This is a genomic window from Paenibacillus borealis (genome assembly GCF_000758665.1).
Classification (GTDB): Bacteria; Bacillota; Bacilli; order Paenibacillales; family Paenibacillaceae; genus Paenibacillus_AQ; species Paenibacillus_AQ borealis.
In genome coordinates, this window is sequence record NZ_CP009285.1 from 991,431 (window position 1) to 1,005,874 (window position 14,444).

8 protein-coding genes are annotated in these 14,444 nt (G+C 54.9%); 7 read left to right on the plus strand and 1 reads right to left on the minus strand.

Translation table 11 applies throughout. The features are described 5' to 3' along the window. Positions 1-88: 88 nt before the first annotated feature. From PBOR_RS34870 to PBOR_RS04215, 7 genes are all read left to right on the plus strand, one after another. Entirely contained in the window at positions 89-6,373 is a 6,285-nt protein-coding gene (locus PBOR_RS34870; protein WP_052429324.1) for a hemoblobin-interacting domain-containing protein, read from the plus strand. Positions 6,374-6,640: 267 nt separating this feature from the next. Beyond that, the gene (locus PBOR_RS04190; protein WP_042210615.1) at positions 6,641-8,566 is read left to right on the plus strand and encodes an asparagine synthase-related protein; all 1,926 of its coding nucleotides are present in this window, start codon (positions 6,641-6,643) and stop codon (positions 8,564-8,566) included. Between the two features lie 27 nt (positions 8,567-8,593). Then, positions 8,594-8,719, plus strand: coding sequence for a paeninodin family lasso peptide (locus tag PBOR_RS36815; protein WP_039869839.1), 126 nt, complete (start codon positions 8,594-8,596; stop codon positions 8,717-8,719). A gap of 115 nt (positions 8,720-8,834) precedes the next feature. Beyond that, positions 8,835-9,776: a phosphoenolpyruvate carboxykinase (ATP) gene (locus PBOR_RS04200; RefSeq protein WP_042210616.1), complete on the plus strand. Its 942-nt coding sequence runs from the start codon at positions 8,835-8,837 to the stop codon at positions 9,774-9,776. Further along, positions 9,773-10,078 carry a lasso peptide biosynthesis PqqD family chaperone gene (locus PBOR_RS04205; RefSeq protein WP_042210618.1) on the plus strand — a complete coding sequence of 102 codons (306 nt, stop codon included), beginning with the start codon at positions 9,773-9,775 and terminating at the stop codon, positions 10,076-10,078. The genes PBOR_RS04200 and PBOR_RS04205 overlap by 4 nt, the downstream gene beginning before the upstream one ends. Beyond that, positions 10,075-10,533: a lasso peptide biosynthesis B2 protein gene (locus PBOR_RS04210; protein ID WP_042210619.1), complete on the plus strand. Its 459-nt coding sequence runs from the start codon at positions 10,075-10,077 to the stop codon at positions 10,531-10,533. The genes PBOR_RS04205 and PBOR_RS04210 overlap by 4 nt, the downstream gene beginning before the upstream one ends. A gap of 13 nt (positions 10,534-10,546) precedes the next feature. Beyond that, entirely contained in the window at positions 10,547-12,346 is a 1,800-nt protein-coding gene (locus tag PBOR_RS04215; protein WP_042210620.1) for an ABC transporter ATP-binding protein, read from the plus strand. Positions 12,347-13,086: 740 nt separating this feature from the next. On the opposite strand, the gene PBOR_RS04225 is transcribed toward PBOR_RS04215, so the two are convergent. Next, on the minus strand, positions 13,087-14,196 hold the full coding sequence (locus PBOR_RS04225; protein ID WP_245648030.1) for a nucleotidyltransferase domain-containing protein: 1,110 nt from the start codon (positions 14,194-14,196) through the stop codon (positions 13,087-13,089). Positions 14,197-14,444: the final 248 nt, after the last annotated feature.

Sequence of the window (14,444 nt, forward strand, 5' to 3'; positions counted from 1 at the left end):
GTGAACAGGAACGCTGCAAGTTCGAATGTAGCGTTCCTTTGCTATATATAATGAAGCAATTTATTATCCGGAAGGGACAGTGAAAATAATGAAAAGAAGCAGCTTCGTATTACAACGTAAATTCGCGTCCATTCTGCTTAGTGCGGTTCTGGTAGCCGGCCCGGCAGGAACGGGCTGGGCGGCATTGGCAGACGGCCCTGCGGCACCGGTATCCTCAGTTCAGACAGGCACTGGGTTCTTTGCAGATATCCAGGGGAACTGGGCCCGTGCACAAATTGAGAAATGGGCGGCTCTTGGACTGACAAACGGCAGCGGAGGCAAGTTCCGGCCGGGTGCGGAGATCAGCCGCGCAGAATTCTCCAAGTTGATCAATGCATTGTTTGGCTTCAGCACCAAGTCGGCGTCGGCATTTAGCGATGTGAGTGCGGGCAAATGGTATGCGGATCAAGTGGCTATCGCAAGACAAGCCGGCTATATTGACGGATATCCTGATGGCAGGTTCCTGCCGGAAGCCGCAGTCACCCGGCAGGAAGCGGCGAAGATGGCTGAGGCATTATTCCCGTTGTTGAAAGCGGATACAAATGTATTGTCCGGATTCAATGACCGCAGCAGGGTTGCCGCATATGCCGAAGCGCCGCTCGCCAGTCTTGTGGCTGGCGGTTATGTGAAGGGATTCGAGGATGGGACACTGCGTCCGCAGCAGTCCATTACAAGGGCTGAGGCTATCGCGCTGCTGGACCGGCTGGCCGGAGAGATTGTCCATGCTCCGGGAGTATACGGAAATCTGCCGGCAACCGGAAACGTGCTGATTGCCAGCGGCGGAAGCACGGTCAAAGATACGAAGGCAGCGGGAGATATTCTCGTTACGGCCGGTGTGGGAGAAGGTGATGTCATCCTCGAGCATATAGACGTCAAGGGTACGCTGTATGTGAACGGGGGCGGTGCTCACTCGGTGCATATCAGCAACTCTCAAGTGGGCTCTGTTGTGGTGAACAAACCGGATGGGCCGGTACGGGTAGTTCTGGAAGGAAGCTCCACTATCGGGGAGCTGGATGTACAGAGCAGCGCTGCAGTTGATGTAGGTGAGAAGTCCACTGTCGGCAAGCTGAACGTCAGAGAAGAGGCCACGGGTACAGCTCTTAGTGTGAAGGGAAGCATTACCGAGTTCAGAACGGCTTCAACTGGAACCACTCTGAACGACAAGCCGGTAACAGAGGGAAGCGCTTATGCTGTCAGCAGCGGTCTTGTAAACGGACAAACAAGCAGTACTGCTACCCCCACGCTGCGTCCTGCAAGCACTCCGGCGAGCGTAACCGTAAACGATCCTCCAAGTACGCCAACGAGCACACCGACAAGTACACCAACGAGCACACCAACAAGTACGCCGACGAGCACGCCAACAAGTACGCCGACGAGCACGCCAACAAGTACGCCAACGAGCACGCCGACAAGTACACCGACAAGTACGCCAACGAGCACGCCGACAAGTACACCAACGAGCACACCGACGAGCACGCCGACGAGCACGCCAATAAGTACACCAACGAGCTCGCCGACAAGTACGCCGACGAGCACGCCAACAAGTACGCCGACGAGCACGCCAACAAGTACGCCGACGAGCACACCGGTTCAAGATTCGGCAGCGCCAGTGCTTGTGCCGGAAACTACGGACAATGTGCTGGGCAAGGATGTGAAGATTACATTCACGGACAGTCCGGCCTGGCGGGAAGCGATTACCGATGTACTGCTGGACGGCAGCGCGCTTGAGCGGAATGTGGATTATATCATTTCTGCCGGAGCCATTACGATCAAGTCAGCTGTATTCACCGGGGTTGGCGAAGCAGCAGTTACTATCAAAGCCGCCGGCTATACGGACGCCGAGCTGCAGCAGACCATTGGAGAGTGGAAGCTGATCTGGGGCGATGAGTTCGACGGAAGCGGCAGCAACGTGGACACGAACGGAGTCAACCTGGATAAATGGGCTTATCAAAACGGTACCGGCTCGGATTTCGGGCTGGACGGCTGGGGCAATAATGAACAGCAGTATTATTCGAAGGATAATCTGAAGGTTCAAGACGGTAAGCTTACAATTACGGCCCGGAAACAGACCTTAGCCGGGAAACCGTATACTTCAGGCCGGCTCTGGACTTCACCTACCTATACCCAGCAGTACGGCAAATTTGAGGCACGTATTAAGATGCCGGAAGGCCAGGGAATATGGCCGGCGTTCTGGATGATGCCCAAAGACAGCGCTTATGGAACCTGGGCATCCTCCGGTGAGCTGGATATTATGGAAGCGCGCGGACGGCTGCCGCAGGAAGTGGCCGGAACGATTCACTTCGGCAAGCAATGGCCGAACAATAAATCTGCGGGCGGCGATTACGACTTCCCGGCAGGAGAGTCGATAACCCAGTTCCATACCTATGGGGTCGAATGGGAGCCTGGTGAAATCCGCTGGTACGTAGACGGCAAGGTATTTAAGACAGTTAATGAGTGGAGCAGTGAAGGTATCGGCCAGCCCGATAAGTACGCATTCCCTGCACCGTTCAACAAGCCTTTTTATCTGATATTGAATTTGGCGATCGGCGGTACTTTTGACGGCAATCTGCTTCCGCCGGATGCGAAGCTGCCAGCTGCCATGGAAGTGGACTATGTACGTGCTTACGAGCTGTCCGGCAAGCCGCTTCGTGAGCCGGTTGAGCCGGTGGTGGAAATAGAGCCTGTTCCTGCGGAAGCGCGGCAGCCGGTAGATGGCAGCTATATCGCAGACCCGAATTTTGAGCAGGGCTTAACGGACATTGCCAGCAGCAGCCAGACGCTTGCCGCAGACAAGTGGAATTTCCTGCACACCCCGGACTATAGCGGTGCGGGAAGCGCAACGGTTGAAGCGATAGACGGCCGCAATTATGCCAGAATCGTACCCACAAACGGAGGGAACCAGTCATACGCGCTGCAGATGATTCAATACGCTCCACTTGTGAGAGGACATAATTATAAGCTGAGCTTTGATGCCAAAGCCTCGGTAGACCGTTCGATCTCCATTAAAATGGGCGGCGATGCCGACAACGGCTGGTCTGCTTACTCCGATAATTTCGAGGCTGCACTCAAAACCGGATTGAAGCACTATGAATACAGCTTCCCGATGGCGGCTGTAACGGATATCGCAGCCCGGCTGGAATTCAATCTGGGCCTCAATACAAATACAGTCTGGATCGGTAATGTGCGTCTGGAAGAAGTTGAGCAGGTCAACGATCCGAACGGAGCGAAAGCGCCGCTGGAAGACGGCAATCATATCTATAACGGCGGTTTCGATCTGGGCACCATGGACCGGATGAAGTATTGGAATTTCACTGCGGCGGGTGCGGCCGCTACGGCCAGTGTTAACCCTGCGCTGGAGGAACTGGCGGTCCATATCCAGGATGGCGGAAGCACGCCGGGGAATATCCAATTGGTGCAAAAGGGAATCAATCTGCTGCAGAGTGATACTTATCAATTGAGCTTTAATGCCAGAGCGGAAGCTGACAGGACTGTTGGCGTTAAGTTTGTGAGCAAGGACGGAACTGCCGTCTACGCTCAGGACAACCAGATTGCGGTAGGTACAACTGACAATGTGAGTACTGTGACATTCACGATGCCTGCACAGATTAGCGATACAGAAGGGCAGCTGATCCTTGAGCTTGGCGGCAGCAGCGCGTCTGTAACGCTGGATAACATCCGGCTGATCCGCACGACGAATAACAATGTGGACTACAGCACTGTAAGCCTGTATCCGCTGAAGAACGGGGATTTCTCCTCCGGCCTGTCCGGCTGGGAGCCGTTCACACAAGGTGCTTCCGCCGCCTTCTCGGCAGCGGGCGGCGCGGCCAAGGTTGCGGTAGCCAGTGTCGGAACTGAAGCATGGAATGTCATGCTGAACCAATCCAACCTTCTGCTAAGCAAGGGCTTCACCTATACACTGTCGTTCGAAGCGAAATCTTCAGTAGCCCGTGATACTCAGGCAACGCTGGAGAATGCGGCTTATACCAGACGTTTTGATTCAGGCGCCATTACGCTCGGCACGGACTGGAAGCAGTTCGAGTATACGTTCAAGCCGGCAGCCGATGATAATGTGGCGCTCAAGTTCCTGCTCGGCAAGACGCCGCAGGCTCCGGCCGGCGCACATGAGGTCTCCTTCAGGAATGTCGTTCTGGAAGTGAAGGACGCCCCGCTGAAGCGGCCGCAGACCCTGGCTGCGGATACTACCGATCTGCGTGTCGGCCAGCCGATCGAACTGGCCTATACCGATAATGCCGCATGGCGCACAGCAATAAGTGCGGTGCTGATTGACGGGCAGCTGCTGGATCATCAGAAATACACCCTGCAGCCGGGATTGATTGTGCTTGGTCCGGAGGCGTTTACTTCGGCCGGCTCTCATTCGGTTACGGTAAAAGCAACTGGTTATGCGGATACGGCAGTAAGCCAGTCTCTGATAGAAAGTGACGGCAATCTGCTGGCGAACGGCAGCTTCTCCAAAGGAACGGAGAGCTGGGAGCATTGGGTAGGCACGAAGGGGGATTCCACCTTCGAGGTGACAGACGGGGTTGCCGATCTCAATATTCATTATAATGGAGGAATTACACTGGAATGGGGTCCTCCGGGAGTGCCGGTAAGCTGGTATACGCAGCTTACCCAGGCCGGGATTAAACTGGAGGGCGGCAAGACTTATGAGCTGGCCTTCCGCGGATGGTCAACGGTGGACCGTCCGGTTCAGATCGAGCTGACCGGCTATAACGGTGATGCCAAAGTCAATTTCGACTTCACAAATGATTCGGCTGCGGTTCACACGGCTATGCTGAAGCCGGCGGCAGGAGTTACGCTGTCGCTGAAGTACTTGCTGGGCAATGTGATTACAGCTACTTCTGCCACACCGGATGAAGAGCATCATGTCTATCTGGATGACATCGTACTGAAGGAAGTGCGCAGCGGTCCGCAGCTGAATGCGGATCATACGGACAATAAGCTCGGCAGCAATATTGAGCTGACCTTCGCAGGCCAGGAAGAATGGCAGAGCGCCATTCATACCGTCAAGATCAACGGAGTGACGGTCCCAATGGATAAAGTGACCCTTGCCGCTGGTCTGATTACGCTGGATGCCTCACTATTCCCGGCGATCAGCAGCTATACGATCTCTGTGCTGGCAGAAGGATACGGCGCAAACGAAGTTGTACAGGAGATTACCACAGCATCACCGAACGTGGCTGCCGGTAAGACGGGAACAGCCTCCACAGAACCGCAGCCCGCAGCTAATGCCTTTGACGGCAAGGGAACGGGAGCAACGCGCTGGGAATCTGCAGCAGCAGTGGACCCGCAGTGGATTGCCGTTGATCTCGGGGCGCTCTACACTATAGACACCGTTGTGCTGAACTGGGAAGCTGCTTACGGCAAGGCTTACAAGATTCAGGTGGCAACCGCAGCGGTTCCTGCGGAAAGTGACTGGAGTGATGCTTACACTGAGGGCGCGGGTAACGGAGGAATAGATACGATTGTACTGGGTAATATCGCAGCCCGCCACGTCCGCATGCTGGGCTCAGCGAGAGCAACGGCTTACGGGTACTCGCTCTGGGAATTTGAAGTGCACGGCGTGAGGGCGGACGGAGGCGGGAATGGCGGGGGAACCGGTCCAGAAGAACCGGCGCAGCTGACTCCTCCGGCTGTAACACCAGATACCAGCGGCAATACCGCAGGCAGCAGCTTCACACTGACCTTCGCATCCGACATTGCCTGGGCAGGTGCAATTTCTGTTATCACTTTGGGTACTAAGGAGCTGGTGCCCGGAACAGATTATTCCGTTACGGATGGTGTCATTACTTTGAATTCATCCAGTATTAATGAGGCTGGCAGTTATCCGGTACGGATTCAGGCGGAAGGTTATACAGACGTCCAGATTACCCAGACTGTGCTCGCGGCTGATGTGGAGGTCAATCTGGCCCTGCACCGGGCGGTTACAGCATCCAGCTCCAATACTAATTTCGATCCGAATGTGATCACTGACGGCAATCCGGAGAACCGCTGGGAAGCCGATTGGGGACAAAGAAATGAGGCGGAGTGGATCTATGTGGATCTGAACAGTGTCCATGACATTCAGCGTCTTGTGATCAAGTGGGAGCGGGCGTTTGCGAGACATGTTCTGGTTCAGACCGCAGACACGCTTACCGATGATCCGGGGGACTGGACAACAGTGGAAACGCTGGATCGTGACCCGGGGGATACAAGCTGGACAGAGACGGTGGATTTAAGCGGCAAAGGGATTCAGGGACGCTATATCCGCTTGTATATGACCGAAAGGGATTTTGATATTTACGGGCCGTCTATCTTTGAATTCTCTATTTACTAAAAGATAAGGGATATTTACAGCGGAAGGTTCAGGGGAATCCCCCTGAACCTTCCGCTTTTTGCATGTGGGATATTTTCCCTTGTAAATAATAGGGCTTTATCCTCTGCCTAATACCATACATATACTGATAAGTCAATACGCTAAAGGATACCTAAAAGTACTCGATGGTACTATTCACAATCCATGGTAAGAACGTTATCTTATATAGTAAGAAATGTTCTTTATTAAGAACTGGTATCGAATTCCCGGACAGCTGGAGGTCGTACAATGAGCGCAATCGCCGGAATCTATTCTATGCAGCAGGGGCCGCTGGACCCGGAGCTGGGTCCGCGCCTTATGCAGCAATTGCAGCGTTATCCGGCTGATACGGCCAGAAGCTGGCAGACGGAGGGGATCTTCCTCGGCTGTCACTCGCAGTGGATTACTCCACAGTCGCGGAATGAGATTCTCCCCTATTACGATCCGGAACGCGGGATGGCCATTGTGGCCGATGCGATCATTGATAACCGCAGTGAGCTGCTGGGACAACTTCAGGTTGTCCGGGAAGACCGTGACTCCATTCCGGACAGCCTGCTGATCCTGCTGGCCTATGAGAAATGGGGTGATCAGTCTCCGGTCCATCTGATCGGAGACTTTGCCTTCATGATCTGGGATGCGCGCAAGCAGATGCTGTTCGGGGCGAGGGATTTCTCGGGCAACCGGACACTCTACTTCCGCCGCTCCGGCAGATTGTTCTCCTTCTGCACTGTAATCCATCCTTTGCTCGCTTTGCCGGATAGCCGGCAGGGTCTGAATGAAGGCTGGATCTCAGAATTCCTGGCCAATCAGGGCCGGACCGATGTGGCAGATATGTTCACCACGGTGTATGAGGGAATCGAACAGCTGCCCCCGGCCCATTCGATGACGGTCAGCGGGACAGGGACTATCTTCTCGCGGTACTACACTTTTCAGACTCCGCCTCCACTAAAGCTTCGTACCAACGGTGAGTACGAGGAAGCGTTCCGGGAAGTGTTCGGGCGGGCAGTCAGAGACCGGCTGCGTACCCACCTTGCCGCAGGCGCCAACTTAAGCGGTGGGCTGGATTCAGGCTCAGTGGTGAGTTTCGCCGCTGAAGAGCTCCGCCGCTGCGGCAAGCCATTATTCACATTCAGCTCTTATCCGGTGGACCACTTTACAGGCTTTAACCTGGGCCAGCGGGTGACCGATGAGCGTCCTTATATTCAAGAGACGATTGACCATGTAGGGAATATTCAGCCCAGCTTTCTGAACTTTCCAGACCGGAGTTCTTATAACGAAATTGACGAATGGCTGGATATTATGGAGATGCCCTACAAATTCATAGAGAATTCCTATTGGCTCAAAGGCATATATGAGCAGGCGCAAATGAAGGGTGTCGGTGTTCTGCTCAGCGGACAGCGGGGAAACTGGAGTGTCTCCTGGGGGCCTGCACTGGATTACCAGGCGAAGCTGCTCCGGGAATTCCGCTGGCTCACCTTCTACCGGGAGAACAAGCTTTATAATCAAACGATGGAGTCAAGCCGCAAGAAAGTGCTGCAGATTGTCGGCCGTAAGGTGTTTCCCGGAATCAGCGGGCTGATCTCCGGGAAGCCGGAGGTCCCTCCAGAGCTGATTCATCCGGAATTTGCCCGGCGGACTGGAGTGCATGAGCGGCTGAGAGAGCTTGAGGGTACATCCTCATCACAGACGGTGTACGATATCCGCAGACAGCATTTCCAGCAGCCGCATATCTGGAATGTGAATGGCACGGCTGCTACCAAGCTGTCGCTGAAGTACAGAGTGTGGGATCGTGACCCTACGAATGATCTGCGCGTAATCAACTTCTGCCTGTCCGTGCCGGAAGGACAATATGTCCAGGACGGAGTGGACCGGTCGCTGATCCGCCGGGCAATGGAGGGACGGCTGCCGGATACAGTCCGGCTGAACCGCAAGCGGCGCGGTGTACAGGGAGCGGACGGAATCACCCGCATGCTTCCGCAGTGGCAGCTGTTCCTGCAGGAGCTCCGGGAGATGATTCAGGACCCGCGTGCTTCAGCTTACTTGAATCATGCCGGGCTCGCCGGATGCTTGGACCGGCTGGGTAGTGAGCCCGCACCATCTTTGATTTTCAACACGGATTTCCGCCTTCTCACGCGAGGACTGGTGTTCTACCGCTTTTTGAAGCGGCTGTCCTGACGGATATTATGAAAGGGGGTGAAAAATATGAAAAAGGAATACAGCAAGCCTGCGTTGGAAGTGCTGGACGTTAAAATGACTATGGCAGGTCCGGGACTCGCTATTGCCGACTCGTTCCAATCTGATCCTGATGAAATCGTTCATCACTCCTAGTCTTCTGCCCGAATACCCCAGCCCTCATCCCTCTTAGCTTGCTGGAGGGGGATAAGGGCTATCCTCACATCATCCGCAGGATCCGGGTGAAATTGATAAGGATGGAGTGAAGAGTATGGCAAGCATAGTTCAATGTCCCGGATATAAGGCCTTTGGTCTGCAAATCCTCAGCGAATTTCCTTTGCCGGAACTTCCCCGTACGGACCAGCCTGGAATGCTCGGCAGCATATCTGTGGTAGAGGCTGATTTGTCGGAGCGCTGGGAGTCGATCCCAAAGATTACAGCCAGTCTTGGCACAGCGGAGAATGAAGTGATGTTCATCGTCAAAGACACGGCTGTCTTTTCCATACAGAATGGCAGTAAAATCACTGTATCTCCGGTAGAGCATGCTGATCCTGCTAGCATCCGCCTGTTCATTCTGGGCAGCTGCATGGGGGTTCTGCTGATGCAAAAAGGCATACTCGCCCTTCATGGAAGCTCGCTTGTGCTGGATAACAAAGCCTACGCGCTGGTCGGGCGTTCAGGGGCCGGCAAATCTACACTTGCCTCGTATCTGATGGATCAGGGCCATCTTCTGGTCAGTGACGACGTTATTCCCGTGTTGGTGCATAATGGAACTCCATTAGCTGTTCCAGGTTACCCGCAGCAGAAGCTGTGGCAGCAGAGCCTGGACTATTTGGGAATGAATTCGTCTGCGTTCCGCCCGCTGTTTCAGCGGGAGACCAAGTTTGCCGTACCTGTACATGACCGCTTTCAGACTGAACCGCTGTCGCTGGCCGGAATATTTGAATTGGCGGTATCGCAGCAGGACGGACCGGTTACGCTAGAGCCTATCAGCGGCTTGGAACGGTTCCATACCTTATATAATCATACTTATCAAAAAGCGCTGGTGGACCGCATAGGTGTCAGGGAATGGCATTTCGGTATGCTGGCTTCCTTCGTGGGTCGGCTGCCAATGTACCGGCTTACCCGCCCCGAACAGGGCTTCAGTGCAGCGCAGCAGACCTCGCTTATATTCGAGACGATTACGCAAAAGGTGGAGGAGATGAATCTATGAATATGAATACAGCAGAAGTCCTGTCCCTTGAATCGGTTCTGGTCCAGCGGGAAGGCAATATTGCCAGCGACATGGATGGCGAGAAGGTGATGCTGAATGTGCAGAACGGGAAGTATTACAACCTCGGTGAGGTTGGGGGAGAGATCTGGGAGGCGCTGGCCTCGCCGGTATCCATCGGCCAGATTGCCGGGATCATTCAAGAGATGTTTGAGGTTCCGGAGGAGCTGGCCCGGCAGGACGTGTTTGAGTTTGTGCAGAGCCTGCTGAATGAGGATCTCGTCGCCATCGTCAGCGGGCCATGATGACCCTGCGGCGCGTCCGCCATCTGCTGATGTATGATAAGGCCGCACTGGCGCTGATTCCTGAAGCGTTATGGCGGCTTTTGCTGGTTAGAATCCAGCTGCTGTTCCCTTTTGCCAGAACTGCTCCGCAGCTCGGCGTGCAATCCCTGGAGACCAGTGCGGTATCCAAAGACACGGATATTCCCCGCATTCAGCAGATTACGAAGGTCATTCGCGTGATGAGCCGTTATACGCCCTGGAAGAGCACCTGTATGGTCAGAGCCGTGGCCGGTCTGAAGATGCTGGAGAAGCGGGGGATTGAGAGCACCCTCTATATGGGAGTGGCGCGGGATAAGCAGGGGCAGATGATCGCCCATGCCTGGCTGCGCAGCGGGGCATATTATGTGTCCGGTGACGATGCTATGCAGGGGTTCGTAGTTGTGGAGAAATTCGCCAAAGTCTTACAAGCCGAGTGATCGAGGTGGGCCCATGCAAGCGATAATCTATTATGTCCGGCAGCTTCAGCGCTTGTCGGGAGTCAAATTATATCTCAATCTTGCAGGCATGGTGATCAGCGGTCTGCTGGAGAGCTCGGCCATATTGCTGCTTGTGCCTATGCTGGGTATGGCCGGTATTCAGCTTGGCGGCACAGCCTCGGCTGGTTACCATCTCCCGGGGCTCGGCTTTATCTCCGAATTGCCGCAGACAACGGCTCTGCTGCTGGTACTGGGCAGTTATGTCTTCATTGTGCTCTGCCAGAATCTGATCGCGCGGTCTGTGGCCATCCGCAATGTGGAGATTCAGCAGACCTACGGCAGACAGCTGCGGTATGAGGTATATAGCGCGTTGCTGCGGGCCGAATGGTCTTTTTTTCTGAAAAAGCGGACCTCCGATCTGATCAATGTGATGACCACGGAGCTGGCCAGAGTGCTTGCCGGCATCAGCTGCTTCCTGCAGTTTCTCACCTCGCTGCTGTTCACGCTTGTGCAGATCGGCTTCGCCTTCTGGCTGTCCCCCAAGATGACGCTTTCGGTGCTTGTCTGCGCCGTCCTCTTGTCTCTATTCTCCCGCCGCTTCATCCGTAAGGCCAAGCGGCTCGGCAGCCGCAGCACGGAGCTCGGCAAGACCTATTTGGGCGGAATTACGGATCAGCTGAACGGAATCAAGGATATCAAAAGCAATAATCTGGAGCATTCCCGGCTGGAGTGGCTGCATGCCTTCACTGGAGAGGTGAAGCGGGAGCAGCTGGACTATACCCGTCTGCGTTCGAATTCGCAGCTGCTGTACAAACTATCCTCCACGCTGCTGATTGCCGTATTTATCTTCGTCTCCTTCCGGTTCATGCACGCGGAGGGGCCTAACCTGCTGCTGGTTATTCTGGTGTTCACCCGGCTCTGGCCGACCTTCTCGACCCTGCAGTCGCTGATGGAGCAGCTGGCATCCGTCCTGCCATCCTTCAAACAGCTGCAGCTGCTGCAGGACGAATGTCTTGCCGCTGTGGAGCATGACCGGGTCGAAGGCGGGGAAGCGGTAGCCCCTATGACCTTGAAGCATAGCCTGGAAGCCAGAAACGTCGATTTCCGCTATCATCCGCAGGAACCGGAGTATTCACTTCAGAAGGTAAATGTTGTGATTCCGGCCCGGAAGATGACGGCCATTGTCGGCCGTTCGGGCGCCGGGAAGAGCACGCTCGTTGATCTGCTCATGGGGCTGATGCAGCCGGAGACCGGAGAGATCCTGGCTGACGGCGAGCCAATCACAGGTGAGCGGCTGCTGGCTTACCGGAGATCGATCGGGTATGTTGCACAGGACCCTTTTCTGTATAACGCGACCATCCGCGATAATCTGACGATGATCAAGCCGGATGCGGAGGAAGAGGAATTGTGGGAGGCGCTGGAGTTTGCGTCTTCGGCGGACTTTGTCCGCAAGCTGCCGGACGGACTGGATACGCTGCTCGGCGACCGCGGCGTACGCCTGTCCGGCGGGGAGCGGCAGCGCCTGGTGCTGGCGCGCGCGATCATCCGCAAGCCGTCCATCCTGGTGCTCGATGAGGCAACAAGTGCGCTCGATACCGAGAACGAGAAGCGGATTCAGGAGGCGCTGGAGCGGCTGAAGACCTCGGTGACGGTCATCGTCATTGCCCACCGCCTGTCCACGATCCGGGGAGCGGATCAGATTCTGGTCATCGACCAGGGCCGGGTGATCCAGCAGGGGATATACAGCGGCCTGGCTTCGGAGAAGGGCGGTATGTTCAGCCGCTTGCTTAGCGGGCAGGAAGAAGCGATATAGGGGAGGGGCTAATTAGCCCCTCCCCTATATTGTCTTGAGTCCAAGCAGTCAGTCCAAGCAGTCAGTCCAAGCTTTCCGTCCAAGCTGTGTGTGCAAGCTGTGCGTGCAAGCTGTCCGCCCAATCTGGCCGAACCGGCGGTAGTATTGGAATTCCGGTTTCCGGCCGCTGTTGCCGGATGAATCTCCTGATTCATCCGCTGTATACGGTAGAAATCCGGCAAGTTTTTAAAATCCTGCACGAAATACAACATTTTCCTCTTGTTATCGGCTCAAATCCAGAATTGTTGTATGAAATGCAGCATTTCAGCGTATTAAAGCGGCTTTGCCGGATTATTCTTGTATTTTGTACAACAATCCTCCCGAACACCCGTCTATTCAGAGACCAAAGTTGTAAAACGTACAACATTTATGCCGATATTGCTTACTCAAGGTTACATTAATGCCTCTAGAGCCTACTTAAGAGTCACTGTAATGCCTCTAGTGTCTACTTAAGAGTCTCTGTTCTGCCGGCAATCGCCTCGAATGCGAGAATTAAAGTGTTTATTTGCTATTCCCGCCAGTCTCACCAGCCCCGCCAGTCCCGCCATCCCCACCAGTCTCACCAGCCCCGCCAGCCGCCAGTCCAACCAGCTCGACCATTCCCACCAATCCCGCCGTCTCACCAGCCCCGCCAGTCCAGCAGCAATTGACCGGTAACTCGTATGGTTGTTGGCTAAAGTGCGGTTCCCGCATCCCGGTCGCTATATCTGCTTCTCCACACCCGTTACCTTCCGCCAGGTCCACAGGAAAGGACGCAGGGGGAAATACAAGAAATGCAGCGCCGCCGGCAGCGGCAGCGTCTTCGCATCCGCTGCATACGGATACAGGAAGCCCGTTACATACAGCACTTGATGCCAGCGGGATAGAATCGCCGGCTGATAATATTTATAATGCCGCTCGACCTCCGGCTCCAGCGGAGGGTTGTGCAGATTGACCATCCGCGCCACGTAGAATAAGGCGCGCTGCGCTAATCTGCGGGCTTTGGGCTTGTCCGTCAGAGCAGACAAGCCGGGCGCTATCTCCGCCTCCAGCAGACCGGCCGCCAGAATAAGCGCCTGTCCGCCCACGGTGCTATAGCTGTAGCGCCGCAGCAGGCGGGTCAGCACAGCGGAATCAGGCTGCTGCAACAGCAGCATTTTGATGTCCAGCAGCCATCTCAGCCGGGACCAGCCATGTCTGGCTCCATGAGCGGCCAGGAACAGGAACAGATCCTCCTGGCCCAGATAGTGGACATTCCGGCCGAATTGGCTGCTTGTCCGCGCATGCTTCCACAGCGTATCGAAATCGGGTTCCTTAGACGGCCCCGGGCTTAATCTCCAGTGTACCTCTGCCTTAATTTTACTTACCGGATGATTGAATGTAGTATGATGCTCCCGCCATTTCCAGTCCCCGAGGATGCTCTCGAACGTTTCTTCCTTCACATACCCCAGCCGGATCAGCAGGGCTTCCGTATCCTGCAGCTGCGCCATCGGCACCAGGAAATCAAGGTCCCGTGAGGTCCGCAGCGAGATATCCCCGTAGAGTGCCTGGGCAAGCACCGGGCCTTTGAGGAACAGGCAGCGGATATTCAGCTCGGCCAGCTGAGTGCCGAGATTACTCATTTCGCCGCTAAGCTGGAGCATCTGGACGGTGTTGCGGCGGTATTCCATTTTCAACCGCTCCAGAACGCTGGCAGGAATTACATCCCCGTCCATCCGGCTGAGTTTCGGGTACAGATAAGGGTATACCCGGTGATGCAGGGTAAGCCGCAAGAATAAATCCCAGTCCAGATCCGCGAACAGCTGCGGATGCTGCTGTGCCGTTTCATTCATATTCCCGGAAGTCAAAAGCGCAAGAAGAAGGTTTATTTCCTTAGATAAGCTCCCTTTGTCGAGGGTGTACCGGTCAGTCATAGAGACTCTCCTTACTTGGTTTGAACAGATCCGCACCAGATTTGTTTAAAGATAGAAATATTCGGTTGCAGGCTAAAGCTCAGTTTATGTAGATACAATAAATTGTCCTTAATCTTTTTCGTTGAAACAGCCGTCCGGTTCTGCTTAGATTACGAGAACGATAATAG